This is a genomic window from Pseudomonas sp. SWRI154, assembly GCF_014268645.1.
Lineage (GTDB): Bacteria > Pseudomonadota > Gammaproteobacteria > Pseudomonadales > Pseudomonadaceae > Aquipseudomonas > Aquipseudomonas marvdashtae.
Genome location: NZ_JABWQW010000003.1, coordinates 40,611 through 66,470 on the forward strand (window position 1 = coordinate 40,611; position 25,860 = coordinate 66,470).

Here is a 25,860-nt window from a genome sequence, read left to right on the forward strand (position 1 = left end):
AGCCAGGATTGAAAAAAGTATCATCCCCGCACGATTATTTTTTTTGGGTTCACGCCGGCGCCAACATGACCCAATAATCGCCGAGGCGGGACGTCACGCTGATGGGGTAGGTCTGGGCGAGCATCTTCAGGGTTCGGCGGGTGTCGTTGACAGGAAAGGCACCGGATATGCGCAAGCCGGCGATGGCCGGATCGCAGCGCAGGACACCGTTGCGATAGCGGCTCAGTTCGTTGATAAAGTCCCCCAGGCGCATGTTGTCGGCCATCAGCATGCCGCGGGCCCAGGCCAGCGAGGACTTGTCGACAGGTTTCAGTCCATCGATGCCCCGTGCGGTAAAACCGCTGGCTTGGCCAGCCTCGACCACTTGCTCGCCGATGCCCCTGACCTCAATGCGCACGGCGCCTTCCAATACCGCGAGGCGGGTGTGTCCGGTTTCTTCGCGAACGCTGAAGCGTGTCCCGAGCGCCTGCATCCGGCCTTCGCTGGTTTGTACCCGGAAAGGTCGCGCGACCGGAGACGGATCCGCCGCGGTCTGGACGAGTATCTCGCCGCGGCGCAACAGCAGCAGGCGCTGGCGCTCGTCGAAATACACATCGATCGCGGTATCGGTGTTCAAGGTGACATGGCTACCGTCGGCCAGGGTCACGTCGCGCCGCTCGCCTACGGGGGCGCGATAATCGGCGGTCCACTGCTGCCAATCGTTGAGCTTCCAACTGCCCCAGGCCAAGGGAGCCAGGGCGAGCAGGGTGGCTAGCTTACCCATGGCGGCACGGCGAGAGGGATTGCTGGGGCGGTCCAGCGCCGCCATCGCCAGCGCAGGGGGCAGGCCCTGCAGCTTGCATAGCAGTAGCTCGGCCCGGGCCCAGGCCTGGCCGTGTGCCGGGCTGCTGGCTCGCCAACGTTCCCATTCCTGGCGTTCGGCGTCATTGACGCTGCCTTCGCTCAGGCGCATCAGCCAGTCGGCGGCTTCGCTGAGGATGGCCGGGTCGAGTGCTTGGTCGTGAAGTTGCATTCAGTCCACCAGCATCAGGCAGTGCAGGAAAGCCTGTTTCATGTAGCGCTTGATGGTGATCAGCGAAACGCCGAGTTGCGTGGCGATGTCGGCATATTTCAGGCCGTTGAGCTGGGAGAGCAGGAACGCCCGCTTTACTTGAGTCGGCAGGGTATCGAGCATGGCGTCGATCTCGTAAAGCGCCTCAAGCACCAGCAAGCGTCGCTCGGGGGAAGGCACTTCAGGCGCCGGCAACGAAGCCAGCGCCTGGAGATAAGCGCGCTCGAGTGCCTTGCGCTGGAACCAGTTGACCAGGATGCCCCCGGCAACACAGCTCAGGTACGCCCGCGGTTCTTCGATTACCGCTACCTTCGAGGCGAGTATGCGAATGAAGGTGTCATGTGCGAGGTCGGCGGCGTCCAGCGCGTTGCCCAGTTTTCGGTAAAGCTGGGCGTACAACCAGCCATGGTGTCCGCTATAGAGGTCTGCGACGGTACGCAGGTGACAATCATTGACCACTGACCCTGGATCGTTCATGGCTGTTGTATTTTTTTGATAGTGAGAATTATTCCCAATGGTAGTGGAGGCGCTCAGTGCCGCGCAAGGTCATATTGCCGGTGGGGGCATTTAGGGTGCGTTGGCGCTACTCGCCGGCTTTACCGAGCATCCCGAGCGGTTTGTAGCGCAGCAGGATCAGTGGCATCAGCGCCACTGCATAGGCGAGGCAGACATAGAGATAAATGTTTTGCAGGCCATAGACTTGGCTGAGTAAGGCGCCAAGGGAAATCCCAATGATGGACGCCGTCTGCGAAATGCCTTGGGACAAACCCAGCACCTGGCCTTGGCGGCTGTTGTCGGTACTCTTGGAAATGAGTGCCGTCAGCACGGGCGTTGTCGCGCCCAACAGCAAGCCCCAGATGAAATAGGCGAGGGCGAAGATTACCGGCTGCCGAGTCAGGCCGGCCAAGGCGGTGACAGCGATGCAACTCAACACGATGCCGGTCATGGCGTGCAGCGTTTGCGCCGGGTTGCGCTGTTCGAAGTAGCGCGACCAGGACGTCGCGCAAAGAATGAACCCCAGGGCGAGCAAGCCGTAGCAGAGCCCGACCATGGCATTGCTGACCTCGAAGGTTGAAGCCACATACAAGGAAAATGACGTCTGCGGCAGCATTCGGGCCAGCAGCAGAAGGCCCATGATGCCCAGCAACCAAGCCGTCGCGGGGTTGAACAGTCCGCGTCGCGAGGAGTCGGCCTGATTGCCTGCCGAAGAGACCTTTTTCACCGGCGCCACGTAGGGCAATGTCAATGCCGCTACCACAGTGCACACGGCGCATAAGGCCGAGGCCACGATGTTGATCCAGAAAAACGTTGCCTGGTCCAGAATCAGCCCGCCCACCACCGCCCCCAGCAACGAGCCGACATTCGTGGAAATCTGCAGGATGGCAAACAGTCTGGCCCGTCGCGACGGTGCCTCGATGCTCACCCCATAGGCCTGGGCCGGGGCGATATAACCGGCAAAAGCACCTTGCAGGAAACGCAGGATCAGGATCACCCAGATATCGCTGGTCAACGCCAGCCCGAGTTGGGTCAATGAAAGGCCCGCCAGCGCTCGGATCATCATCAGCTTGTGCCCGTAGCGATCACCGACGCGGCCCCATAAGGCGCTGGTCAGGATGATGCCCAGCATCGGACCGACGTACACCGCCGTGCTGGCGAAGCTGAACAGTGCATCGTTGCTGGTCAGTTGACGCAGATGAACGGGCCAGAACGGCCCACTCATTTCCATGGCGCCCATGGAAACCAGTTGAATCGAAAACAACAGCAAGACAAGCAGACGGACACTGGAACCCTTGGGGATACCAACACGGGGCATGGGCAGACTCGCAAGGCGGTTAAGGCTGTGTCTTATCCGACAGTGCGTCGATATGGGCAAGAAAAAAATGCAGTGCCTGATGCGAGCGCGGTTAACCCAGGGCGAGATTCAAGCGCTCTCGCCCCAGGGTTCCCCAGTGGAGCTTCACTCCGGCCGAAACACCGCACGCAAGCAATTCTCGCGCTTGTCCTTGAACATTCCATAGCCTTCCACCGACTGCTCCAGCCCCATGGGATGGGTCAGCAGATAGGAGGGGTCCAGCTCACCTTTCTGGATGTGCTCGAACAACCGCTTCACGTAGCGCTGTCCCGGTTGCTGGCCCGAACGCAGGGTCAGGAATTTGTTGACGATCGCCCCCATCGGGAATTTGTCCAGCAGGCCGCCATACACCCCGACCACCGACACTGTCCCTCCTTTGCGACAGGCGCGGATCGACTGGCGCAGGACGGTTCCGCGCTCGGTGTGCAGGCGCAGCATCTGCTTGGTCTTGTCGTAGAAATAATCGACCTCGGTGCCGTGGGCCTCCATGCCGACGCAATCGATGCAGCGATCCGGTCCGCGGCCGCCGGTCAGCTCCAGCAAGGCGGCGTGCACATCGGTGGTTTCGTAATTAAGAGCGATGGCGCCAGCCTTTTCTTCGGCCAGGCGCAAGCGATCGGGAAAGCGGTCGATGGCGATCACTCGTTCGGCGCCCAGCAAATAGGCGCTGGAGATTGCCATCAGCCCAACGCCGCCGCAGCCCCAGACGGCCACTGTATCGCCGCGCTGGATGTCGGCATTGTCGGCGGCGAAATAACCGGTGGGCACTGCGTCGGAGACGAACACCGCCTGTTCGTCGCTGACGCCGTCGGGGATGGTGAACAGGTTGACGTCGGCGAAAGGCACGCGGATGTAAGTCGCGTGGCTGCCGGCGTAACCGCCGAAGGCATGGCTGTAGCCAATGATGCCGCAAGCCGGCTGGCCGTAGGCAATGTCTGTAGCGGTGGGGTTTGGATTGGAGTTGTCGCAGCAGGAAAAGTCCGAGCGCTGGCAGTGCTCGCATTCCCCGCAGCCGACAATCGACACCGTGACAACCCGGTCGCCTTTCTTGAATTGGGTGACAGCCGCGCCGGTTTCCACCACTTCGCCCATGAATTCATGGCCAATGATATCGCCGGCCTGCATGGTCGGTACGTAACCGCCGAGCAGGTGCAAATCCGAGCCGCAGACGGACGACAGGATGACTCGCACGATGGCATCGCGGGGGTTGAGGATGGACGGGTCGTCGACGGTCTCGACTTGTAGTGAGTTGGGGCCTTGCCAAGTCAGTGCGCGCATCAGACGGTACCTCCGTTGAGTCCGGACTTGTCAGTGGGAGAATCATTGGCCGGTGCTTGAGTCGCATTGCTGGCAGGGTGCACGAAGAGAAAATCCTTGGTTTGCTCGCGCATTTTGTTGGTACTCACTTCCCCGGTTTCCAGCTGTTGCTTGATGCTGCGCAGCACGTTAAGCAAGGCTTTGTCCGAGAACCGGGAAATGGCCGCAGCCAGGGCGTAACCGGCCGCGCCGAGGGGCGTCTGGCAGGCGACAATGACTTTGATTTGCGTACCGCGGCCGGCCGGCGCATCGCTGAAGTGCATTTGGATGTCATGCTTGAATCGTTTATCCGGCCCGGCGATCCAGTGCAGTTTGCGACCTTCCTTGGGCTCGCACTCTTCGAGGTCCCAGTGCAGCGTTTTGTCCATCGGCCCATGGGCGACCCAGCGATAGGTGCGCTCGCCGGTCTGCTCGATGGCATCGACCCAGGGCATCAGCGACCCGAGATTGGCCGGGTTGCGGCAGAACGCAAACACCTCTTCCCTGGGCTTGCCCACCGTGATGCTGCGGGAGATCACCTTGCTGCCGTCCCAGTCGCGATCCTGTTCGAAGGTTTGCTCGAACGGGCTGTGAGTCAACGCGCGCTTGACCCTGCATGTACCGCTGTAGCCACGCCAGGCCGCGCATGCACCTAGCAGCACCTGTGGCCAGCCTTTCAGACCCCCTTGGCGCAAGCCGTTGGCGATCAGCAATGTACCTGCGACCAGCGACACCAAACGCTCCGGCGTGCCGAGATTAGGGTGCAAAGGCGTGGGAACCGGGGCCCGGCTCGCCACCAGTTTTGGACGTTCGGTCATGATGATTCTCCTTATTAATCCAGGGACGACATAAGGAATGAACCAAGGGCGCGCGGGGTTGTTCCGTTGGTTTTGGCGGTTTCCGATGAGCCGGATATGGGACGGGTTTCGCTCATTGGTATTGCCGGGTAAAAAGAGCCGGAAGGCCGGCAGTCAGCTAAAATTTTTTTGAAATCAAGGGGTTGTCAGTCCAGGCAAATGAGTACATAATTGCGCCCATCGAACGCATTGGGGTGTTAAAAAACCTAATGTTTTCAAGGAGATAGCTCGCTAATGGTGGCTATTGTCCTGATCAGTTTGTATGCGGTTGATGTGGTTGCATTGCATCAAGCGTCTTGAGGCCGAATAGCAAAATGGTTATGCAGTGGATTGCAAATCCACCTACGCCGGTTCGATTCCGACTTCGGCCTCCACTTTTAAAAAGCTCTGTAGATCCATGATCTACAGAGCTTTTTTTATTCACGAAGCAGTGAAAGGTTTTGTCTTTAAAAGGGCAAGGGCATCCTTGCTTCACCGGGGAGGGATGTATATATTTCCCCCTCTGTTGCACCAGCCTCAATCCAGCCAGATGCACATCTGGCAGTTTTCACACGGCTTGGCCGCGCTACCGCCCGAATGGCGAAACTGGTAGACGCATGGGACTTAAAATCCCCCGCTCGTAAGGGCGTGCCGGTTCGATTCCGGCTTCGGGCACCATACAAAACAAAGGGTTGCATGATATTCCTCATGCAACCCTTTTTGTTTGCTCCGCCGAAAGTCTCCAGCCACCGATCACAACCTGCGCCGAAACGCCTCCAGTATTTCCCGCGTGCCCTTTTTCATCTGCAACTGGGCAATGGCATCCAGCGGATGCCAGAGGCAGTCACAGATTTCGTTCTGCGGCCGGGCTGCCTTGGAGTCGTTGACCGAAGCTTCGAACACGTGATGTTCAGTACCGCCTTCATTGAGCCGCATCAGGTAGAGAAGGTTCTCGGCGCTCAGGCCGGTTTCCTCCGCCAGCTCTCTCAGTGCTGCGTCGGCATGGCTTTCGCCGTGCTCGACAGTGCCACCCGGCAGGGCCCAGAGGCTCTTGGGCTTTCGCACCAGCAGGATATGGCGATCTTCCTCGCAGATGACGGTCGCTCGAATTTTCATAGCCTTGCCTCTCCACCGACTGTCATTAAATTGCAATATAACTGCAATATTTGAGCCCTGCGCGGTCGGTGTGTTCAAAATGTATTATTTTGCTATTACCCGTGGGACCGCGAGCCTACGACAAAGGCTGCACTTATTTCGCCAGCGGTACGCTTTAGCGACCGGTCATCGCCAAAAATGAATCAGCTGGGAAAAAACGCATCAATGTTGGGTGGACGAAACCGGTCCCGGTAAATGGGGGAACGAGCAAAATGACCACCGTCGAAGATTTCAAGATCAAATCCCACGAGCTTCTAGTCGAGCTCGATACCGCAACATCAGAAATGATGGCGCTGATCTGTATCCATCAAATGTCCGGGACTGCCTGGGAAGAGGCAGTCCGGCGTCAACATGAGGCCTATGAGCAATGGGTCGCCTATCTGAATGAGCGCGAGTAGCTGCGCGGCTGTCACGCCACCGGTCAAGCAGATTCTTTGAACGGACCCTCGGCGGCCATGCCTAATCCATAGACTGACAAGAGGATTAGGCCATGTCTGAATTAGCCAGTTATTTCTGGATCGCCGTTGCGGTGCTGCTGTTGCTCGTGGATCTGTGGGCAATTGTCAGCGTCTTCCGGAGCGATAAATCGGCCGGTACCAAGGCAGGCTGGGCGCTGCTGTTGATCATCCTGCCGGTGCTGGGCTTGATTGTCTGGGGTGTGGCGGGGCCGCGAGGCATGAAGAACCCGCCTTCATCGCCCGAGCACAGTAAGGGCTGACGCAGTCTTTGCGAGCCACCCGGTCAGCGGTTTTGCCACTGGCCGCCGGTGGTTTCGCAGTCTTTTTGCGCTTGCTGAAGCTGTTGCGCGCCGTAGTAGTACCAAGTGACTTGCGCATTGTCCGGAAGGTTGGCCGAGCCACCGCTGCGGTCTTTGCTGGTTGAATGGGGGTTGGCCAAGGCTTCCTGGGTGAGCCTGGCCTGGCAGGTCGCCACATAGCCCTCGGCGCAGCGCTCGACCGGTTTCTTTTCGGTGCTCAGGGTTCCCTTGCTCTCATTGCTGCAGGACCAGCCGATGGCCTCGGAGGGCACGCCTTTATATTCATAACAACTGTGGGTTTCGATTTCAGCTACCGCTTGGCTCTGGGACCGAGTAGTGACGTCACATCCCTGGGCCATGACGGTGGAGGGAACTGCGCAGGCGATCAGCAGCAGGACTTTGGCATTCATGATGATTCTCCCTTTCGACGTTTCTTTGCAGCCATACCTATCAATATCGAGGCGCAAAGAACGGCCCTTGTTCCATCGGTTTTTCAACCGGTAGAACGTAGGGGGAATCTGTCAGGCAACAATTATCAACGCAGCCTGGCGTTAACGAAGCTGGCGCTACCGAAACTTGGGTAGCGGTGGCTCCGAGGGCTTCAACGATGACAATGCGCTCTGGATCGAAGGAGCGTCTTTCTCGATGTCGTTGAGGCGATCGCGGATACGGACCGCGGCGGGGTGGCCGCCCTGGTGGTCGACCCAGTCGGCGATTTCCTTGCAGGCAGCGGTCAGCCTCGCCTGGCGCGATTCCAGCAAAGTGAGCAGGGTGGTGATGGACTCTTTTTCGGACATGTCACACCTCCATTCAAGGTTAAGGATCAGGCAGCACAAAACCCATCGGTAATGACGGGTAATGCTGCAATAAAGCGTAGTTGAGTTATATCTGGTTTGTGGAGCATCCGGCGCGCGACTGGACAGTCGGCGCGCCAGGATCTGTCATATCAGTTTCAGCCGGACTCCTTTATCCACGAAGGCGCAACGGAGGCTCGCCAGCGCACATCGGTAATACCGTATTTTTCCGCCATGGGTTTTGATACCCGCTTGACCTTTTCCCTGCCGAATTTGGGTATGCGCCCAACACCCGCGTCGCAACTGGCCCAATGCCAAGCTTCGGAGTTATTCATCAAGTCTGCGCGAATGATGAAAGACTTGGGCTCGCCATGGAGCATGTAGTCGATGATGTAAAGCGATGGACCGCCCATAAATCCTCCCTAATTGATCCTATACGGATGGATACGGAGGCGTTCGGAAAATTCCATCGGATTTCCAGACGGTCGTAAACCCGCTGCGCAGGCCTTTGGCCAGTTTGCGCAGCATGGCCTGCAAACGGCAGTGCTCACGGTGTGGAACCAAACCCGGTTAACCTTCTCCAAGATGAGCTTCAAAACAAGGTGCCAGGGATCGAAGGCGACGCATTGCGGCACTGATATAAAGGCAAAACATGAAAAATATCGTCGGGGCGCTGGTCATGATATTCATTGCCAGCGGTTTGTCGGGTTGCATTGGATCACCCATCGAACTGACCCCGAACACCGAGCAACGCTTGCGCGCTCAACCTCCGATCCGTTTCCTGCTGACCTTTGACGATGGTCCCAGCGCATCGTCGTTCTGGAATCCTAGCCTGGATGTGTTGGACGCCCTTGCGCATAACCCGGTGCAGCCAGGGATCAAGGCTGTATTTTTTGTCCAGACGCGTGCGCCGCGAGCCGGAGGCAGCGACGTCGGCCGTTCAGTCATGCGTCGTGAGCACCAGGAAGGGCACGTGCTGGGCTTTCATACGGCAACCCATTGGCACACCAATCATCGATTCCTGGATCCTGACGAACTGGAGCAGTCGCTCGTCAACGGCGCAAACGATATTGCCGCAGTGACCGGCGCGCCGCCCAGCCTGGTGAGGCCACCGTTCTGGAGTTATGACAGGCGCACCTTCGCCGCCTATCAGCGGCACGGCATGCACGTATTGCTGACGGACTTGAGTGCCAACGATGGAAAAGTCTGGGGCATCACCCTGAGTCCGCGACGCCGGATGAACCTGACACACCAACTCTCCGAAGCGCGTGAGCGCATCGCTGCCGGACAGCTGCCAGCCGTGGACGGGGTGATACCGGTCGTGGTGACCTTCCATGACCTCAATCGCTATACCGCTCGCCACGCCCGTGAGTACCTGCAGATTCTGCTCGACAGTGCACGAGACACCGGCCTGAAGACGGCTGCCAAGCCTTTTTATGACGACAATCAGGCCCTTGAGCGCGCTGCGATGGCGCGCACGGTCCAGAATACCTCCCAGCCTGTGCACCTGCCCGGTTTGTGGGACTGGCTATGGGATTCGGACGCCCACTGATGGGATTGCTCGCTGGACATGGCGCGACGTTCGGTAGGCACCGGGCCGAAAACCGGGAGTAAGGTAGACGCCGTAGACCGGTTTTTTCAGGAGGTGACGATCATGAGTACTGCGATGCTGACGAAAATGCACATCAATGGTTATGACGTGCTCAGCGTAAACAGCGGCCCGTGGCGGGTTTGTACCCAGGCCGACCGGTTGGGCTCCTTCGCGTCGCGCGAGGAAGCGCTGGCCTATGCCGCCGCGTTGCCGGCCAGGAGGCGCCGTAGCGTGCAGCCAGGCAACACTCGGTAGCCGAGAAGCGCGGCGGGCACTCAAACCTGCCGCGCTGCCTATCGGATCAGGAAACCGCCAGGTCCAGCGGGATTTCCAGGGTGAACACCGCGCCTTGCCCAGGTCCGTCACTGTGGACATGAAGGCGGCCATTCATTTCGACCGCCGCTAAAGCGCAACTGTGCAAGCCGAATCCGTGGCCATTCTTGCGGGTCGTGAACCCGTGATTGAAGATCCTGGTCAAGTTCTCAGGTGCGATGCCTTCACCACAATCCTTGACGGTTATGCATAAGGTTGCCGGCTCGACGATACGAATGCCCAAGACCATTTCCCGAGGCGGTTCGATATGGGACATGGCGAACTTGGCATTGCTGATCAAGTTGATCAGGATCAGTAGCAATCGGTGCTTGTCGCCCAGAATCACCGGTGTGTCCTGGTAATCCTTGATCACGGTGACATGGTGCCGGCTCAGCGCGACCGAATTCATGCGCAATGCATCTTCGAACAGATTGGCAATATTCAGCGGCTCGATCAGCCTGGCGGCCCCGGCGTAGGTTTGCTGGGTCGTGACGATTTCCTTGATGTGATCGATGCTTCTGGTCAGTTGCGCCAGCTCTTCAATGAGCAGCGCCTGTTCGGCGGCAACGGCGTCGGCCAGTTCATTGAAGTAGTGGGGCAACAGCTTGCCTTTTTCGTCCTCGGTGATGAACTGGCCGAGATCCTGGGCATGTTCGTTCATCATCCTGACAGCTCTGCCCAATCCCTGCGTCTTGCTGTTCTTCAGCTTGCGGCTCACCAGCTCCGCTGAAATATTCACGCTGTTGAGCACGTTGCCGACGTTGTGCAAGACGTTCGTCGCGATCTCTGCCATGCCCGCCATGCGTGCAGCATCCACCAACTCGCGCTCGGCCTCTTTCAACTCCTGCGTACGCTCTTGCACGCGCTCTTCCAGATTGTCGTTGGAAGCCTGCAGCTCATGGTTGATCTGATTGATCACCGAATAACTGCGCACCAGCCGCACGGCGAGGTAAATCATCAACAGCGCCATCAGGCTGGCGCAGACGGCCAGGTACATATGGTACTGGCGGTCTGTCGCGGCCGTCCGGCGTTGCGTTTCGTTCAACAGCTCGTTGATGCTGTCCAGTTCCTGGGCTACTGGTATGACGCTGATGCGATCCAGCAGGTCGTTGACCAACGGCTGCTCTTGAATGATGGTCTTGACGTGTTGTATCAGGGCGATAAAGGTCGGGCGAGAGGACGCGGGCAACGAATCAATGTGTTGGTCGAGTTCATTTAACTGCTCCTGTACTTCCACCGCTTTGTCCGATGTGACGTAAAGCGCGTATTCCAAGGTCGTCAACGCCAGGTCGAGGACATTGGAGGCGGCCGTCAAACGGGCAATCTCCCCGTCGGCTTTCATCTCCTGCAGCAAGGTTTGTATTTGATCCTCAACCGTCGGTAGTGCGTCCAATGATGTACGCAAGTTGGCATTGTGTTGCTCGAATTGCGCCACCAACAGGCTCTTGTTCTTGACCGCATCCACGTAGCCCTGGCGCCTTGATGCCCACAGCGTTGCCAGCGGACCGGAGTGGTTCAGTCGCTCCAATTGCTCCCATCGACTTTGCGCTTCGGGCGGCGGGGTGAGCGAAAGGTTGTTGTTGACGCCTATTTTTTTCCGAAGGATTTTTACGTTCCAGTTCGCGTCGGCTTGTTTGAGTTGACGAATGAAGTCGCGCGACTCGAAGTAAGTCGATGTGTCGTAGGTGTAGGACTTTATTAAAAAGAAAATCAGCGCCGAGAAAACAATCAGCGCCGCGGCCAACAAGGCGGGCCATTTATATTTTCTGAAGAGAGTGGTCACGCGTTTCTCCTGCGTCAGTGACCGAAGTGTAGCGTCAACGAGACGGGGCTGCGTTTCCTCGGTGGTGCGATGTAGGGGAAGCGCGGCCAGAATTGACCGCGCGGGTAGAACTTACTTCAGATCGATGAAGGGCAGTGCGGTGTTTGGCAGCATGGTCGTGGGCAACTCGCCGTTCCAGCGCTCGGCCTTGGTCAGTTCAACCAGGTTCTGGTTACTGGCCAGCGCCTGGGCGCGCGCCTTGATGGCCTCGGCTTCAGCCTTGCCGCGCAGTTCAGTGGCGAGCGCATCTGCCTTGGCCTGGGCAACCTGCGAATCGGCTTCCGCCTGGGCCTGGGTCACACGAATCTGCGCCTGGACCTGCTCGGTGGCGAGCTGTTGCTCACGGGTCTTGACCTGGACTTCCGCCGCCATGCGCGCTTCGATGGCTTTTTCGTAGGCATCGCTGAAATCGATGTTCTCGACCTGGACGCTGTCGATGATCACCGGTCCGGTGATCGTCGACTTGATTGCCGCCGAGATATCGTTGACCAACTGAACGCGGTTCTGCACTGCGGCGACGGCGTTGAACTTGCCAAACACGTTCTCGACCTGGGTCGGCACTTGTCGGCTGATCATCCGGTCCCGAATGCCTTCGAGGTCCTTGAACTGGGTATAGACCTTCGCCACGTCGGAAGGCGCGATGTGCCAGGACACCGACACCTTGAGCTCGGCGGATTGCTGGTCCTTGCTGTAAGCCTGCAGGTCATTGTAGGAGGTGACCTGGCTTTGCGTGCTGATCAAGCGGACCGACTCGATAAATGGCATCTTGAACGACAAGCCCGGCTCAACTACGCCGACCAGGGCTCCGTTGCGCAAGAGCACGCCGCGCTCGGTCTCATCAACGGTGTACCAACTGCCATAGAACACGCATAACAGGACCACGCCGAGAATTGCAGCGGCGATCGAACCGATGGTTTTGCTGTTCACTTTACTTTCCTTGAGTGGGGTTGGAGATGGCATGCACTGTTTCCTTTGTGAAGACCGTCACTGTTTTTTCAAACGCCAGACACGAAAAAGCCCTGAAAATTCAGGGCTCTAACGTTAGAAGATGGCGGAGGCGATGGGATTCGAACTCATGGACCTGTTACAGTCGACGGTTTTCAAGACCGTTGCCTTAAACCACTCGGCCACACCTCCGTATTGCGTTGCGGGCGCCATAATACCCGAATGAAACACACTGTCAAACTCTCTACGTAGCTTGTTACAGAGCGTCTGTTATGATCCATGCCACTGAATGTTTCAAAACCGGAGGAGTGTCGCCATGCGCGAACAGGATTACGCAGTGAACAACAGCGTGCAGGCTGAGCAGCTAGAGGTTAGCCGCGTCTTGCGCAACACTTATGGCCTGCTGGCACTCACGCTCGCTTTCAGCGGTGTGATGGCCTTCGTCGCACAACAGATGCGTGTCGGTTACCCGAACATCTTCGTCGTGCTGATCGGTTTCTACGGCCTGTTCTTCCTTACCAACAAGCTCCGCGATTCGGCCTGGGGCCTGGTTTCGGCGTTTGCCCTGACCGGTTTCATGGGCTTTTTGCTCGGCCCGATCCTCAACCGTTACCTGGGCATGCAGGGCGGCGCTGAAGTCGTCAGCTCGGCTTTCGCGATGACAGCCCTGGTATTCGGCGGTCTGTCGGCCTACGTGCTGATCTCCCGCAAGGACATGAGTTTCCTGAGCGGTTTCATCACCGCCGGTTTCTTCGTGTTGCTGGGCGCGGTGGTGGCTAGCTTCTTCTTCCAGATCAGCGGCCTCCAATTGGCAATCAGCGCCGGCTTCGTGCTGTTCTCGTCGGTCTGCATCCTGTACCAGACCAGCGCCATCATCCATGGCGGCGAGCGCAACTACATCATGGCGACCGTCAGCCTGTATGTGTCGATCTACAACCTGTTTGTCAGCTTGTTGCAGCTGTTTGGCCTGATGGGTCGCGATGACTGATATTGCTGGAGCGTCCGCTTCGGTGTGAGCTGTTGATTTGAGAAACGGCGCCTCTCCTGAAAGGGAGGGCGCCGTTTTTTTGTGCCTTTTTTCGGGTTTATTGCGGGACCGGCAAGAGAACCATCACAACCAGGGGTTTTGCGCCAAGTGCTGACTTTCAAAGCGGCGGATCTGTTCCGTGCGTTGAAGCGTGGCACCAATGGCATCCAACCCGAGCAGCAGCGATTGCTTACGCAATCCGTCGATCTCGAACGCAACGACAGTACCGTCCGCTAGTTCAATGCGCTGCCCAGGCAAATTGACGTTGATGTGTGCCGTTTCGGCCTGGCTGATAACGTCCGCGACTTTCCTCCATCGGGTCTCGGGAAGCTCAATCAGCAGTACCCCGTTTCGCTGGCAATTGTCGTAGAAGATCCCCGCGAAGCTCGTCCCGATCAGCGCCCGAATGCCCACCTGCTTCAACCCCCACACAGCATGTTCCCGGCTCGAGCCGCAGCCAAAATTGTCGCCCACCACCAGGAACGTTGCCCCGCGCCAGCCGGGTCTATTGAGGACGAAATCAGGATTGGGAACGCCTGGCTCCAGCCATCTCAGGTCGAAAAACAGACCACGGTCCAGCCCTTGGCGGTCGATGCCCTTGAGAAACTGCTTGGGCATGATCACATCAGTGTCGATGTTGGCAGCCAGCAGTGGGGCGGCTGTGCCAGCAACGGTGTCAAAAGGTTGCATGCTTCAAGCCTCCGCGAGCAGTGAACGAACGTCAGTCAGATGGCCGGTTATCGCTGCGGCAGCGACCATGGCCGGGCTCATCAGGTGGGTGCGCGCGCCTGCGCCCTGGCGTCCTTCGAAGTTGCGATTGGTGCTGGACGCGCAGCGATCCCCAGGGGCGAGTACGTCATCGTTCATCGCCAGGCACATCGAGCAGCCCGACTGGCGCCATTCGAAACCGGCGTCGCGGAATATCCCGGCCAGTCCTTCTTCTTCGGCCTGGTCACGCACGGCGGTGGAGCCGGGCACGATCATTGCGCGCACATGGGCCGCCACGCGCTTGCCGCGTACGACACGTGCCGCATCGCGCAAGTCTTCGATACGCGCATTGGTGCAGGAGCCGATGAACGCATGGCTGATGACCACCTCATTGAGCAACATCCCTGGCGTCAAGCCCATGTAGTCCAGCGCCCTTTGCAGGCCCTGGCGCAGGATTGGGTCGGGCTGCGTCGATGGGTCCGGCACGCGAGCGCCTACCGGCGACGCCTGGTCGGGGCTGGTGCCCCAAGTCACCATGGGTTCCAGCGCATTGACATCAAGTGTCACTTCCCGATCGAACACTGCGCCTTCATCGCTGTGCAATGCTCGCCACTTGGCCACGGCCCGTTCCCACAATTCGCCCCGGGGAGCTCGGGGCTTGGCTCGCAGGTAGGCGAAGACTTTGTCGTCCGGCGCCATGAAGGCGCCTCGGGCTCCGGCTTCAACGGCCATGTTGCAAATGGTCATCCTGGCTTCGACGCTCAGGGCGGTGATGGCCGGGCCCGTGAATTCGATGGCATATCCGGTGGCTCCGGAGGCGCCGATCCGTTCAATCAGGGCCATGATGATGTCCTTGGCGGTAACTCCCGCCCCGAGCACGCCATTCACTATGACGCGCAGGGTTTTCAAGCGCTTGTAGACCAGTGTCTGCGTTGCCAATAAGTGTTCTATTTCAGAGGTGCCGATGCCAAAACCAAACGCTCCCAATGCGCCATAGGTGGTCGTATGGCTATCGCCGGCGGCGACGACCATGCCCGGCAGGATAAAGCCTTGCTCAGGGGCCACGACGTGCTCGATACCTTGGCGTTTGTCGAGTACATCGAACAGCTCAATGCCGAAGTCGCGACAGTTTTCGGCAAAGTACGACACCTGCCGGGCACCGCCGGCATCCGGCATGGTCGCGATGCGCTGGGGCGTCGTCGGGTTGACGTGGTCGACCACCGCAAGGGTTGCGCTCGGCCGCCATACGCTGCGGCGGGTTTCGCGCAGGCCGCTGAAGGCTTGCGGGCTGGTGTACTCGTTCGCCACTTGGCGGTCGACGTAGAGCAGCACGTGACCTTGGTCATCCAGCGGGCAGACGGTATGGCTGTCGATGTGTTTCTGATAGAGGGTTCTCGGGCTGTTCATTCGAGCGCTTCTTGTCTTGGCGGGGCTTGCCTGCGAACAGCATATTCACCGTCAAGCAGGCATCAAGAGCGCTAAAGTGAAGGCGTTGCACACGAGTCGTGATCAATCATCCGGCCGGGGCGGCGGGCAGGCCGCCCCGAGCTGATGTGATCAGCGCCTGCCGCTGCGGGTGCTGACGTCCACCCACACGGCCAGGACCAGGATGCTGCCTTTGACGATCATCTGCCAGTAGCTGTCGACGTCGAGCATCGACATGCCGTTGTCCAGGCTGGTAATGACCAAAGCACCGAGCAACGCGCCGTAGACCGTACCGGAGCCGCCGCGCATGGAGGTGCCGCCGATGAAGCAGGCGGCGATGGCGTCCAGTTCGCCCATGTTGCCGGCCGACGGTGAGCCGGCGGCCAGGCGCGCGGTGTTGACCATGCCGGCGAGGGCGCACATCACGCCCATGATGCCGAAGATCCACAGCTTCACCGCCTGCACGTTGATGCCCGACAGGCGCGTGGCCTCCATGTTGCTGCCCACCGAATAGACGCGCCGGCCGAAGACGGTCTGGCTGGTCACGTAGCTGAACACGCCGAGCAGGATCAGCAGCAGCAACACCGGAACCGGAATCCCGTCATAGCTGTTGAGCGTGTAGACGAACCCCGCCAGCACCGCGCCAATCAACACCACCCGCACCACGTCCCGCGCCAGAGCATGCGCCGCGAGGCCGTGAAGGGCACGATTGCGCCGCTGCTTCCAGGTCAGAAACAGCGTCAGGGCGAACAACAGCACGCCAAGTCCCGTGCCGACCGCGTGGGGCAAATAACCCTGGCCGACATAAACCAGCTCCGGCGACACCGGGGCGATGGTGGTGCCATCGGTGATGCCCAGCAGAATGCCGCGAAACGCCAGCATGCCGCCCAGGCCCACGATGAAGGAGGGGATGCGCAGGTAGGCGGTCATGTAGCCGTTGGCAAGGCCAATGACCAGTCCGCACAGGGCGACCACGCTGAGGTTCGCCAGCAGCGGAATGTGGTAGACCACGTCGAGAATCGCTGCCAGCCCGCCCAACAGGCCCAGCAACGAGCCCACCGAAAGATCGATCTCGCCGCTGATGATCACCAGCACCATGCCGCAGGCCAGGATGCCGGTGATGGACATCTGCCGCAGCAGGTTGGAGAGGTTGCGCGGGGTCAGGAAACCACCGTCGGTTTGCCAACTGAAGAACAGCCAGATAATCGCCACGGCAATCACCAGGGCAAGCATTTTGTAGCGGGTGAACAGTTGTTTGACCTGGTTCATCTACGCGGACTTCCGATCATTATTGTGAGGATCTTCGGGATGGCTGAGCGCGGCGGCGAGCACCTGTTCCTGGGTCAATTGCTGGTTGATGAAGTCGCCGCGCAGCTGGCCTTCGCCGATCACCAGCACGCGATCGGAAACCCCCAGCACTTCGGCCAGTTCCGAGGACACCATGATGATTGACACACCTTCGGCGGCCAACGCGCCCATCAGCTTGTAGATCTCGTACTTGGCACCGACATCCACGCCGCGGGTCGGCTCGTCGAGAATCAACACCCGAGGCTTGGTCAGAAGCATTTTCGCCAGCACGGCTTTTTGCTGGTTGCCCCCGGAAAGGCTGGTGATCGGCAGGAACGGGGTCGCGGTTTTCAGGTGCATGCGCGAGATTTCCCGGTCGATGCTGCCCAGCTCGGCCTCGGCGTCGATGCGGGTCAGTTTCGAGTAGTTGTCCAGCACGGCCAGGGTGATGTTCTGGCCGACGCCCAGGTCCGGAATGATGCCTTGGCGCTTGCGGTCTTCGGGGACCATGCACAGGCCGGCGCGGATGGATTTGAGTGGCGTGCCGGTGTCGATGCGCTGGCCGTCCAGCCAGACTTCACCTTCATGACGACCGGGGTAGGCGCCGAACAGCGCTGACACCAGTTCCGTGCGGCCGGCGCCCACCAGCCCGGCGATGCCGAGGATCTCCCCGCGCTTGAGCACGAACGAAATATCGTCGACGCGTTTGCGCCTGGGGTTATCGACGTCGTAGCAGGTGATGTGGCGCGCTTCGAAAATCACCTCGCCTACCTCGTGGGGTTCGGTGGGGTAGAGGTTGCTCATTTCCCGCCCGACCATCTGGGTGATGATCTTCGGGATATCCATGTCAGCCATGGCGGTGGTAGCGATGTGTTTGCCATCGCGAATCACTGAAATGGTGTCGCACACGGCGGCCACTTCATCGAGCTTGTGGGAGATATAGACGCAGGCAACTCCCTTGGCCTTGAGGTCGCGGATGATGTCCAGCAGCACGTCGATTTCCGAGCGGGTCAAAGCCGAGGAGGGCTCGTCGAGAATCAGCAGGCGCGCCTGTTTGTTCAGCGCCTTGGCGATCTCCACCAGTTGCTGGTAGCCACCGCCGTACTGCGAAACCGGCAGCGAGACGTTCATGTCAGGCACTTTGAGTTCGCGCATCAGGGCTTCGGCGCGGTGGATCATCGCCGGGTAGTTCATGCGCCCGCCGGGCAGTGTCAACTCGTGGCCCATGAAGATGTTTTCGGCCACCGACAGGTCGGGAACCAGGGTCAGTTCTTGATGGATGATGACGATCCCGGCGGCTTCGGTTTCGCTGATCGATTGGGCTTTCAGCGGCTGGCCGTCCCAGAGAATCTCACCTTGCCAGGTGCCGTAGGGATAGACCGCCGACAGGACTTTCATCAGGGTGGACTTGCCCGCGCCGTTCTCGCCGCAAAGGCCGACGCATTCACCTGGCTTGACCTTGATGTCGATGCCATTGAGGGCTTTGACACCGTCGAACGTCTTGACGATGCCGTTCATTTGCAACAGATATTCGGACATGGCGAGGGCTCGTAGAAAAGGGCTCACACATCAACGACAACCCCGCGGGACGGATATGGGGCCCGCGGGGAGGGCGCTCAGGTCATTGTCCGGCGATCTGTGCCTTGGTATAGAACCCGTCCTTTTCCAGCAGGTCGATGTTGTCCTTGGTCAGCGCGGTGGGCGTGAGCAGGATGGTGTCGACTTTTTTGTTGCCATTGTCGTACTGCGAGCTGTAGGTAGGTTTTTCGTTGCGCGCCAGTTGGACCGAGAGTTTGGCCGCTTCGGAGGCGATCAGTTTCAGCGGTTTGTAGACAGTCATGGTCTGCGTGCCATCGATGACGCGCTTGACCGCCGCCAGGTCGGCGTCCTGGCCAGAGATGGGCACCTTGCCGGCCAACTTCTGCGCGGCCAGGGCCTGGATGGCGCCGCCGGCGGTGGCGTCGTTGGAGGCTACGATGCCATCGATCTTGTTGTTGTTCCGGGTCAGGGCGTTTTCAACGATGCTCAGGGCTTCGGTGGGGTTCCATTCCTTCACCCATTGCTGGCCGACAATCTTGATGTCGCCCTTGTCGATGGCCGGTTGCAGGACCTTCATCTGGCCCTCACGGAGGATCTTCGCGTTGTTGTCCGTAGGGGCGCCACCGAGCAGGAAATAGTTGCCCTTGGGCGCTGCTTTCAGCACACCGCTGGCCTGCATCTCGCCGACTTTTTCGTTATCGAAGGAAATGTAGGCGTCGATATCGGCATTGAGGATCAGTCGATCATAGGACACGACCTTGATCCCGGCCTTCTTGGCTTCGGCGACGGCGTTGGTCAGTACGGTGGCGTTGAACGGCACGATGACGATCACGTCGACGCCGCGGGAAATCAGGTTTTCGATTTGGGAAATCTGCTTTTGCTCGTTGGCATCCGCCGACTGCACGAAGACTTTGGCGTCGAGTTTTTCCGCCGCCGCGACGAAGTAGTCACGGTCCCGCGACCAACGTTCCAGGCGCAGGTCATCGATGGAGAAACCGATTTTCGGATGGGCGGCGTCGGCCATGACCGGGAGCGATAGCAGGGCCAATGCGCCGGCGAGCAGAGTGTGTTTGAAGTTTTTCATGGTGGTGCGTCCTTTTATTGTTTTTTGAAAGACACTGCCTGACGATGAACGTGATGCCGGTAGAACTGTAGAGAGTTACACGGCGTTGCGGGCACAGATTTGTCGCGCGAATGTAACAACCTCGCTGCGCCCGCGAACCGGGTTCACCGTCAGGGATAGATGAACCGGTTGACGACGTTTTCGAGCATCTCCTGCCGACCGCTGACGGCTGGCGGATCCAGGTCGTTGGTAAAGGCGTGCTCGGCCAGCGATTCGAGGCTGAAATCACCCGCCAGAACGGCCTTGCCGAATGGCTGCCGCCAGCCGGCGTAGCGCTGGTCCTTGAATGCCTGCAACTGATCGTTCTGCACCATCGCCGCTGCGCGCTCGAGGGAAAGCGCCAGCACGTCCATCGCCGCGACATGACCGTGGAACAGGTCGATGTCGTCCACGCTTTGCCGGCGGACCTTGGAATCGAAGTTGAATCCACCGTTGCCGAAGCCCCCAGCCTTGAGGATTTCATAGGTGGCCAGGGTCATTTCCTCGACGCTGTTGGGGAACTGGTCAGTGTCCCAGCCGTTCTGCGGATCGCCACGGTTGGCGTCGATGCTGCCGAAGATCCCCAGCGAGACCGCTGTGGCGATTTCATGATGGAAACTGTGCCCGGCGAGCGTGGCGTGGTTGGCCTCGATGTTGACCTTGATCTCGTTTTCCAGGCCGAACTGTTGCAAGAAGCCGAACACCGTTGCGCTGTCGTAATCATATTGATGCTTCGTCGGTTCCTGGGGTTTGGGCTCGATCAGCAGGTCGCCCTTGAAGCCGATCTTGTGCTTGTGATCGACCACCATGCGCATGAAACGGCCCAGCTGTTCGCGCTCGCGTTTCAAATCGGTATTGAGCAGGGTTTCGTAACCTTCACGGCCGCCCCACAGCACGTAGTTCGAGCCTTTGAGGCGCTGGGTGGCGTTCATGGCGCTGAACACCTGGGCGGCGGCGCAGGCAAATACTTCCGGGTTCGGATTGCTGGCGGCGCCAGCGGCGAAGCGTGGATTACTGAAGCAATTGGCGGTGCCCCAGAGCAGCTTGATCCCGGTCTGTTCCTGATGGCGCTCCAGGTGGTCGACCATCTGCGCGAAGTGGTTGCGGTACTCCTTCAACGACTGGCCTTCCGGCGCGACATCGGTGTCATGGAAGCAGTAATAGTCGATGCCCAGTTTGGAGAAAAACTCGAACGCCGCTTCGGCCTTGCCGATCGCCAGCTCCATCGGGTCCCCGGCGTGCTGCCAAGGGCGCTTGAAGGTGCCGGCGCCGAACACATCGGACCCCGGCCAGACAAACGTGTGCCAGTAGCAGACGGCCATGCGCAGATGCTCGCGCATGGGTTTGCCAAGCACCAGTTTGTCGGCATCGTAATGGCGGAAGGCGAGCGGTGAGTCGCTGCGCGGGCCCTCAAAGCGAATCGTCTCGACATCGGGAAAGTACGGCATGGGACGGTTTCCTTTTTATTCTTGGCGGTGTCCCGATACTAACGCCGCCCCTGTCGGTGCAGATTATGAAAATCACCAACAGACAGTTCGATTTTGAGTATTGAGAATCAACGCCTGCGCGCCTAGTCTGTGTCGATCGGCATAGGGAACACACCATGAAAACCGTCCCGCCCGTTCACCGCATTGCCCTGCTGTTCAATGGCAGCAAGATCTACGATCGCGGCATTATCAGCGGCATCGGCAACTACCTGAGCAGCACGCGCGCGTCCTGGGATCTGTTCCTCGAGGAAGACTTCCTGTGTCGCTTGAAAGGGATCGAACGCTGGCAGGGCGACGGGATCATTGCGGACTTTGACGACCCACTGATTGGCGAGGCGCTGGCCGGAATCAAGTTGCCCGTGGTGGCGGTGGGCGGCTCGTATCAGGATGAGCGCGCCTACCCCAAGGGCATCCCTTATGTCGCCACGGATAATCACGCGCTGATCAAATTGGCCTACGAGCATCTGATCGAGGCCGGGTTGACGCGTTTCGCCTGCTTCAGCCTGCCCGAAGCACAAGCCAATCGCTGGGCCCAGGAGCGGGAGAAAGCCTTTCGCCAATTGGTCCAGCGCGATGGCCTGCACGCTGAGGTCTATCGCGGCATGGGCACTAGCGCGCCACTCTGGGACAGCGCCGTCGAGCAGCAGATCGCCTGGCTGCAAAGCCTGCCCAAGCCCATCGGCATCATCGCCGTCAGCGACGCCCGGGCCCGGCAGTTGCTGCAAGCCTGCCTGACCGCCGGGATCGCCGTGCCGGAAGAAGTCGCCCTGATCGGCATCGACAACGACCCGTTGACCCGCAGCCTGACCCGGGTGCCGCTGAGTTCAGTGGTGCAGGGCACCGAAACCATGGGCCGGACCGCCGCGCGGTTGCTTCACCAAATGCTGCATGGCATGCCGTCCTCGGGCACGCAGGTTCTAATCCCGCCTGATGCGATCAATGTGCAGGTATCGAGCCTGCACCAACCATTGGGCAATCCCTATGTCATGCAGGCACTGCTGTTCATCCGCCAATACGCCTGCCAGGGCATCAAGACCGCCCAGGTGGCGGCTTACGTAGGGGTGTCGCGTTCATCGTTGGAATCGCACTTTCGCAAGGAGCGGGGCTGCAGCGTCCACGACGAAATCCTCCGTTTCAAACTGGCCGCCGCCGCCAAAGGGTTGGAAAACACCGGCTCGCCGATTGCCGACATCGCCCAGAATTGTGGTTTCAAATCGGCGCAGTACCTGCACACGGTGTTTCGTCGCGAATTCGGCTGCACGCCTCGGGAGTATCAAGTGCGTCAGGTTGATTGAGGAAATGACAGAGGGCTGCACACCGCTCTGGTCATCCTGCCCGGCTTGCAACTATTGCTGGGAGTAATAGTGACCATTACCAAATGCAAGTTCTGCTTTGAACACATTCATTGGAAAATCACCGCCATCGAACACGCAGCCCCCTCTTTGTTATTCAGGACCCGACCATGCGCCCTTTATTTTTGTTTTCCCTGGCGTTGACCCCGTTGCTGCTGGCGGGGTGTGCCTCGGCGCCGAACGATCCGACCCTGACCTTGCAGACCAGCAAGACGCCGGCTGAATACGCCGAATGTGTCGTACCGAAGCTGCAAGGCAGTGCGTTGAGCCCATTGGTCTCGCAGACCCAGCGCAGCTATCGCATCGTCGTGCCGAGCAAGGTGCTGGCAGACAATGTCCTGGAAGCCTACAAGGCCGGCAGCGGCGGCAAGGTGTTCATCTACGAGCGCCATCTGCTGGCCTCCAATCTCATGCCTTCGAGTTTCGAGCGCGCTGCACAGGAATGCATCTGACCGGTTCGTAAACGCTTTTTACCGTGCTCCTTTGGTTGGCCGCAACCAACCAATCCCCTTGCCCCGCACCGCATTCGGTCGCGGGGCTTTTTTTTGTCGACGGGAACCATGCGTGCCGGATGTGAGAGGATGGCGAACGCAAAGTCGCCGCACATCACAAGGATCGAAATGAATATGTTCCCAGCGCGCGCCGTTCCATTCGTCTTGACGCTTGCGACCCTTTGCGCGCCGGTGCAGGCCTCGACGTGGCAGATCTGTGAAATTGAGCTGAAGGTTACCGAAGTGGTGAAACGACCCACGCCAGAGCTTAAGGTCCAGGTGCTTAAAGCGCGTCCGGTCTCACCCGGCGTGGAATGTCCGGCGGAGGGCGCGGTGCTCGGTTTCGTCCCGGAAACCGCCGACTACCAAGGCACGCTGCCGCGCCGGCAATGGCCCGCAAAAGGCCAGACGGTCCGGATCAAATACCGCTACCTGGATGGGATTTGCAAAGGTGATGGCAACGACTATCCCTGTCGTATCAAGCATTATCCGTTTGGGTCTCGATAAACTGGCCCCTGAAGCTAGATTGAAAGGCCGTACCAATTGTCATGCCCGGTTTCGTCCCGGTTGGAACGCTCCGGCAGAAAACCACAGCGCAGAAGCACTTTTACCGAGCCTATGTTGGTCGCGTAGACATTGGCCTGCAGCCGACCGAGTCGCCAGTGCGACTGGGCCTGTTGGATCAAGTGTTTCACCGCCAGTGTCGCCAGTCCTCGACCGCATGCGTCCTGGGCGATCCGATAGCCGATTTGCGCTGACCGCCCCCAGGTGTCGATGTCTTTCAGGTTCGCTCGTCCGATAATCTTTCCGCTTGCGTCTTCAATCACAAACGGGTGCCAGGTCGCAGCGGCTAAGCCGGACAGGTAATCGGCGATGTGCTCGCTGACACCCTGCATCGAATAGAACGCCGAGTCACGCGCGTCGATGTGGCGTTCGAACCATTCGCGGTTCTGCACTTCAAACGCCAGCAATGCCTCGGTGTCGCTGAGTTGCAGGGTACGAATCCTGATGTTGTCCTGGTCCATGTAACACGTCCTGTTTTCTACCAAATACATTCATGGTGCCAGTGCCGCTACTGCGGCGTAATGCTGTTCATTTAAGACGTTCAACAAACCTGTGGCGAGGGAGCTTGCTCCCGTTGGGCTGTGAAGCAGCCCCAAATGGGCAATGCGGTCTTCCAGACGGAGCGCGTTGGCAGGTTATGCGACTGCTGCGCAGCCGAGCGGGAGCAAGCTCCCTCGCCACGGTTCAAGTGAACAGCATTACGCTACTGCGGCGGGCGTTGCGGCAAGGCGGAATTGCCAAAGGTGTTGCCCATGCGAATTCGCGTAGCGGACTGGTTGTACAAGCCGAGCTTGTTCGGCGCGCGCTGGTCGATCGGCACGTTCATCGCTTCCTGGTTCTTGCGAGCTGCCGCCGTGCCCTTCGGGTTAGCCATCTGCTCGCTCAGGCATTCATAGGAGAGTGCCTTGTAGCCGTTCACCTCGACATTGATGCATCCCTCATTCACTGGCTCGGCGGCTTGCACCCACAAGGGAAGAATAAGAAGCAGTGGCGTGAATACGCGACAGTCCATGACGAGGTTCCTTTTCGCGGCGGCAGAAGAATCCAATCTACCTCGGAATCGCGCAGCGTATGGCGATGTTTTTTTTGCAGCGATCGTCACACAAACGACATGTACAGCTCTCATGATGCGCCAACGCAGGGCGTCGACACGCCGTTCGGGCCGGAAGCCGTCTATGTCAAGAGAAGCGCTGAGCAGGTGCTGCCTCGCGCCCACGGTACTGTTTTTTTTGCTCCAGGCACTGATGCCGCAAAGGGATGCGTGGTCAGCCACGCCTGCGCCTCGTGAGGCTGGCCACCGAGCGGATCGCTTGGTCGAATTTGCAATCCCCGCTCAGGAGCTGAGTGCCGCCCTGGACCTTTTCAGTAGAACCAGCGCAATGGCAATCCTGGTTGATCGCCAGCTGACGCATGGACGGCGATCGACGGCGGTGAATGGGCGCTTGCATGCGCGCCAGGCGCTGGAGCAGTTATTGGCCGGAAGCGGCCTGATGGCGCTATACACCGGCGCGGATGCATTTACCGTCAAACGAGCCGAGGTCGCCAGCCGTGCAGGTACGCCGCCACGCCACGGCAATCCCAGGTTACGTGAGAACAGTTTTGCCAACGCCTTGCAGTCTGCGCTGGAGCAGGCGCTATGTCGCTCCGTGGTGACTCGCCCGGGCCGTTATCGCGCAGCGTTGCAAGTGTGGGTGGGCGCGTTGGGCGAGGTGCAGCACAGTCGCTTGCTGGCTTCCACCGGTGATGACCAGCGTGATGCGGCGATAGTCGAGGCGCTGGGCCGATTGAATATTGGCCAGCTACCGCCGTCGTCGTTGCCGCAGCCGGTGACGGTGCTGGTGGTGCCGGACGCCGCTGCCGCTGGCATGGAATGCAACCCATAGGAAGGAGCGGTAAAGCCATGACGGAAAAGGAGCAGAGCGCCATGCTCAAGGTGTTCCTGGCTTCCTATGATGTGTTTCGCGCGCGCCTGCGCCGGCGTCTGGGCTCCGATGACCTGGCCAACGACGTATTGCATGAAACCTATCTGCGGGTAGACCGCATGGAACAGCCGTTGGATGTGCAGAAACCCGGTGCCTACCTGTTTCGCATGGCCCTGAACATCGCCGCTGACCGTCGTGCACAGGACGCGCGACTGCTCACCGGTATCGAAATCGAAGAGCTGATGCAAACGGTCGACGAGCATCAGGACCCGGCGGTGATCGTGGGCGGCCAGATTGAAATTCGCGCGCTGATGCAGGCGCTGACCGAGCTTTCCTCCAGGCGTCGGCAAATATTGATGGCATCGCGCATGGAGCAAACGCCGCATCAGGAGATCGCCCAGCGTTTTGGCATTTCCACCCGGATGGTCGAGAAGGAACTCAAGGCTGCGCTGGAATACTGTGCGGATCGCCTGGAAAGAAAAGTGATCCAGCGGTTCGGTCCCGGCGCGGGAAAACAGTCTTAGGTCATGAAGCGCGTGTCGCGC

The 25,860-nt window shown here is 59.4% G+C and carries 29 protein-coding genes and 3 tRNA genes; 12 read left to right on the top strand and 20 right to left on the bottom strand.

Annotation, left to right across the window (positions count from 1 at the left end; all coding sequences use genetic code 11):
* Positions 1-49: 49 nt before the first annotated feature.
* The 5 genes from HU806_RS03790 to HU806_RS03810 all read right to left on the bottom strand — a co-directional run bounded on the left by HU806_RS03790 (position 50) and on the right by HU806_RS03810 (position 5,017).
* Positions 50-1,012 (bottom strand): FecR domain-containing protein, encoded by a 963-nt coding sequence (locus tag HU806_RS03790; protein ID WP_186609981.1) that lies wholly within the window; start codon positions 1,010-1,012, stop codon positions 50-52.
* Positions 1,013-1,528, bottom strand: coding sequence for a sigma-70 family RNA polymerase sigma factor (locus HU806_RS03795; protein WP_186609982.1), 516 nt, complete (start codon positions 1,526-1,528; stop codon positions 1,013-1,015).
* A 106-nt stretch (positions 1,529-1,634) separates the two neighbouring features.
* Positions 1,635-2,864, bottom strand: a complete 1,230-nt coding sequence (locus HU806_RS03800) for an MFS transporter (protein WP_186609983.1) — start codon at positions 2,862-2,864, stop codon at positions 1,635-1,637.
* A gap of 144 nt (positions 2,865-3,008) precedes the next feature.
* Positions 3,009-4,181 (bottom strand): zinc-dependent alcohol dehydrogenase, encoded by a 1,173-nt coding sequence (locus HU806_RS03805; RefSeq protein ID WP_186609984.1) that lies wholly within the window; start codon positions 4,179-4,181, stop codon positions 3,009-3,011.
* Positions 4,181-5,017 (bottom strand): SRPBCC family protein, encoded by an 837-nt coding sequence (locus HU806_RS03810; RefSeq protein WP_186609985.1) that lies wholly within the window; start codon positions 5,015-5,017, stop codon positions 4,181-4,183. The genes HU806_RS03805 and HU806_RS03810 overlap by 1 nt, the downstream gene beginning before the upstream one ends.
* A gap of 339 nt (positions 5,018-5,356) precedes the next feature.
* Between HU806_RS03810 and HU806_RS03815 the strand changes: the two genes are divergently transcribed.
* Together HU806_RS03815 and HU806_RS03820 are read left to right on the top strand one after the other, a co-directional pair.
* Positions 5,357-5,430, top strand: a tRNA-Cys gene (locus tag HU806_RS03815).
* Positions 5,431-5,626: 196 nt separating this feature from the next.
* A tRNA-Leu gene (locus HU806_RS03820) sits at positions 5,627-5,713 on the top strand.
* 75 nt (positions 5,714-5,788) lie between these two features.
* On the opposite strand, the gene HU806_RS03825 is transcribed toward HU806_RS03820, so the two are convergent.
* A complete protein-coding gene (locus tag HU806_RS03825; protein ID WP_186609986.1) occupies positions 5,789-6,151 on the bottom strand; it encodes an NUDIX hydrolase in 363 nt (120 codons plus the stop codon).
* Positions 6,152-6,402: 251 nt separating this feature from the next.
* Here HU806_RS03825 and HU806_RS03830 point away from each other — a divergent pair, with 251 nt between their 5' ends.
* Together HU806_RS03830 and HU806_RS03835 are read left to right on the top strand one after the other, a co-directional pair.
* The gene (locus tag HU806_RS03830) at positions 6,403-6,588 is read left to right on the top strand and encodes a hypothetical protein (RefSeq protein WP_186609987.1); all 186 of its coding nucleotides are present in this window, start codon (positions 6,403-6,405) and stop codon (positions 6,586-6,588) included.
* A 92-nt stretch (positions 6,589-6,680) separates the two neighbouring features.
* Positions 6,681-6,908, top strand: coding sequence for a PLD nuclease N-terminal domain-containing protein (locus tag HU806_RS03835; RefSeq protein WP_186609988.1), 228 nt, complete (start codon positions 6,681-6,683; stop codon positions 6,906-6,908).
* A 23-nt stretch (positions 6,909-6,931) separates the two neighbouring features.
* Here the strand turns inward: HU806_RS03835 and HU806_RS03840 are convergent, their stop codons facing one another.
* The 3 genes from HU806_RS03840 to HU806_RS03850 all read right to left on the bottom strand — a co-directional run bounded on the left by HU806_RS03840 (position 6,932) and on the right by HU806_RS03850 (position 8,154).
* Positions 6,932-7,357 (bottom strand): hypothetical protein, encoded by a 426-nt coding sequence (locus tag HU806_RS03840; protein WP_186609989.1) that lies wholly within the window; start codon positions 7,355-7,357, stop codon positions 6,932-6,934.
* Between the two features lie 156 nt (positions 7,358-7,513).
* Positions 7,514-7,744 (bottom strand): hypothetical protein, encoded by a 231-nt coding sequence (locus HU806_RS03845; RefSeq protein WP_186609990.1) that lies wholly within the window; start codon positions 7,742-7,744, stop codon positions 7,514-7,516.
* Between the two features lie 155 nt (positions 7,745-7,899).
* A complete protein-coding gene (locus HU806_RS03850; protein WP_186609991.1) occupies positions 7,900-8,154 on the bottom strand; it encodes a DUF6555 family protein in 255 nt (84 codons plus the stop codon).
* 239 nt (positions 8,155-8,393) lie between these two features.
* On the opposite strand from HU806_RS03850, the gene HU806_RS03855 reads away from it, so the two are divergent.
* Positions 8,394-9,293: a polysaccharide deacetylase family protein gene (locus tag HU806_RS03855; protein WP_186609992.1), complete on the top strand. Its 900-nt coding sequence runs from the start codon at positions 8,394-8,396 to the stop codon at positions 9,291-9,293.
* 102 nt (positions 9,294-9,395) lie between these two features.
* Positions 9,396-9,587 carry a DUF2188 domain-containing protein gene (locus tag HU806_RS03860; protein ID WP_186609993.1) on the top strand — a complete coding sequence of 64 codons (192 nt, stop codon included), beginning with the start codon at positions 9,396-9,398 and terminating at the stop codon, positions 9,585-9,587.
* Positions 9,588-9,633: 46 nt separating this feature from the next.
* Here the strand turns inward: HU806_RS03860 and HU806_RS03865 are convergent, their stop codons facing one another.
* From HU806_RS03865 to HU806_RS03875, 3 genes are all read right to left on the bottom strand, one after another.
* Complete coding sequence (locus HU806_RS03865) at positions 9,634-11,427, bottom strand: DAHL domain-containing protein (protein ID WP_186609994.1); 1,794 nt, start codon at positions 11,425-11,427, stop codon at positions 9,634-9,636.
* A 111-nt stretch (positions 11,428-11,538) separates the two neighbouring features.
* Entirely contained in the window at positions 11,539-12,393 is an 855-nt protein-coding gene (locus tag HU806_RS03870) for an SPFH domain-containing protein (RefSeq protein ID WP_186610326.1), read from the bottom strand.
* A 122-nt stretch (positions 12,394-12,515) separates the two neighbouring features.
* Positions 12,516-12,603, bottom strand: a tRNA-Ser gene (locus HU806_RS03875).
* Between the two features lie 124 nt (positions 12,604-12,727).
* On the opposite strand from HU806_RS03875, the gene HU806_RS03880 reads away from it, so the two are divergent.
* Positions 12,728-13,399, top strand: a complete 672-nt coding sequence (locus HU806_RS03880) for a Bax inhibitor-1/YccA family protein (protein WP_186609995.1) — start codon at positions 12,728-12,730, stop codon at positions 13,397-13,399.
* 123 nt (positions 13,400-13,522) lie between these two features.
* On the opposite strand, the gene leuD is transcribed toward HU806_RS03880, so the two are convergent.
* From leuD to xylA, 6 genes are all read right to left on the bottom strand, one after another.
* Positions 13,523-14,128, bottom strand: a complete 606-nt coding sequence (gene leuD, locus HU806_RS03885; RefSeq protein ID WP_186609996.1) for a 3-isopropylmalate dehydratase small subunit — start codon at positions 14,126-14,128, stop codon at positions 13,523-13,525.
* A gap of 3 nt (positions 14,129-14,131) precedes the next feature.
* A complete protein-coding gene (leuC, locus tag HU806_RS03890) occupies positions 14,132-15,553 on the bottom strand; it encodes a 3-isopropylmalate dehydratase large subunit (RefSeq protein WP_186609997.1) in 1,422 nt (473 codons plus the stop codon).
* Between the two features lie 150 nt (positions 15,554-15,703).
* The gene (locus HU806_RS03895) at positions 15,704-16,840 is read right to left on the bottom strand and encodes a sugar ABC transporter permease (protein WP_186609998.1); all 1,137 of its coding nucleotides are present in this window, start codon (positions 16,838-16,840) and stop codon (positions 15,704-15,706) included.
* Positions 16,841-18,397 (bottom strand): D-xylose ABC transporter ATP-binding protein, encoded by a 1,557-nt coding sequence (gene xylG / locus HU806_RS03900; protein WP_186609999.1) that lies wholly within the window; start codon positions 18,395-18,397, stop codon positions 16,841-16,843. It abuts the gene before it with no gap.
* A gap of 82 nt (positions 18,398-18,479) precedes the next feature.
* On the bottom strand, positions 18,480-19,481 hold the full coding sequence (xylF, locus tag HU806_RS03905) for a D-xylose ABC transporter substrate-binding protein (RefSeq protein ID WP_186610000.1): 1,002 nt from the start codon (positions 19,479-19,481) through the stop codon (positions 18,480-18,482).
* A 149-nt stretch (positions 19,482-19,630) separates the two neighbouring features.
* Positions 19,631-20,947, bottom strand: a complete 1,317-nt coding sequence (gene xylA / locus HU806_RS03910; protein WP_186610001.1) for a xylose isomerase — start codon at positions 20,945-20,947, stop codon at positions 19,631-19,633.
* Between the two features lie 155 nt (positions 20,948-21,102).
* Here xylA and HU806_RS03915 point away from each other — a divergent pair, with 155 nt between their 5' ends.
* The 3 genes from HU806_RS03915 (at position 21,103) to HU806_RS03925 (ending at position 23,336) form a co-directional block, all read left to right on the top strand.
* Positions 21,103-22,281, top strand: a complete 1,179-nt coding sequence (locus tag HU806_RS03915) for a XylR family transcriptional regulator (protein ID WP_186610002.1) — start codon at positions 21,103-21,105, stop codon at positions 22,279-22,281.
* 167 nt (positions 22,282-22,448) lie between these two features.
* Positions 22,449-22,790, top strand: a complete 342-nt coding sequence (locus HU806_RS03920; protein ID WP_186610003.1) for a YajG family lipoprotein — start codon at positions 22,449-22,451, stop codon at positions 22,788-22,790.
* Positions 22,791-22,958: 168 nt separating this feature from the next.
* On the top strand, positions 22,959-23,336 hold the full coding sequence (locus HU806_RS03925) for a hypothetical protein (RefSeq protein ID WP_527251132.1): 378 nt from the start codon (positions 22,959-22,961) through the stop codon (positions 23,334-23,336).
* Positions 23,337-23,350: 14 nt separating this feature from the next.
* On the opposite strand, the gene HU806_RS03930 is transcribed toward HU806_RS03925, so the two are convergent.
* On the bottom strand, positions 23,351-23,854 hold the full coding sequence (locus HU806_RS03930) for a GNAT family N-acetyltransferase (protein ID WP_186610004.1): 504 nt from the start codon (positions 23,852-23,854) through the stop codon (positions 23,351-23,353).
* Positions 23,855-24,096: 242 nt separating this feature from the next.
* Positions 24,097-24,405 carry a hypothetical protein gene (locus tag HU806_RS03935; protein ID WP_186610005.1) on the bottom strand — a complete coding sequence of 103 codons (309 nt, stop codon included), beginning with the start codon at positions 24,403-24,405 and terminating at the stop codon, positions 24,097-24,099.
* Positions 24,406-24,772: 367 nt separating this feature from the next.
* Here HU806_RS03935 and HU806_RS03940 point away from each other — a divergent pair, with 367 nt between their 5' ends.
* Together HU806_RS03940 and HU806_RS03945 are read left to right on the top strand one after the other, a co-directional pair.
* Positions 24,773-25,276: an STN domain-containing protein gene (locus HU806_RS03940; protein ID WP_238350112.1), complete on the top strand. Its 504-nt coding sequence runs from the start codon at positions 24,773-24,775 to the stop codon at positions 25,274-25,276.
* Between the two features lie 17 nt (positions 25,277-25,293).
* Positions 25,294-25,839, top strand: coding sequence for an RNA polymerase sigma factor (locus HU806_RS03945; protein ID WP_186610007.1), 546 nt, complete (start codon positions 25,294-25,296; stop codon positions 25,837-25,839).
* Positions 25,840-25,860 lie beyond the last annotated feature (21 nt).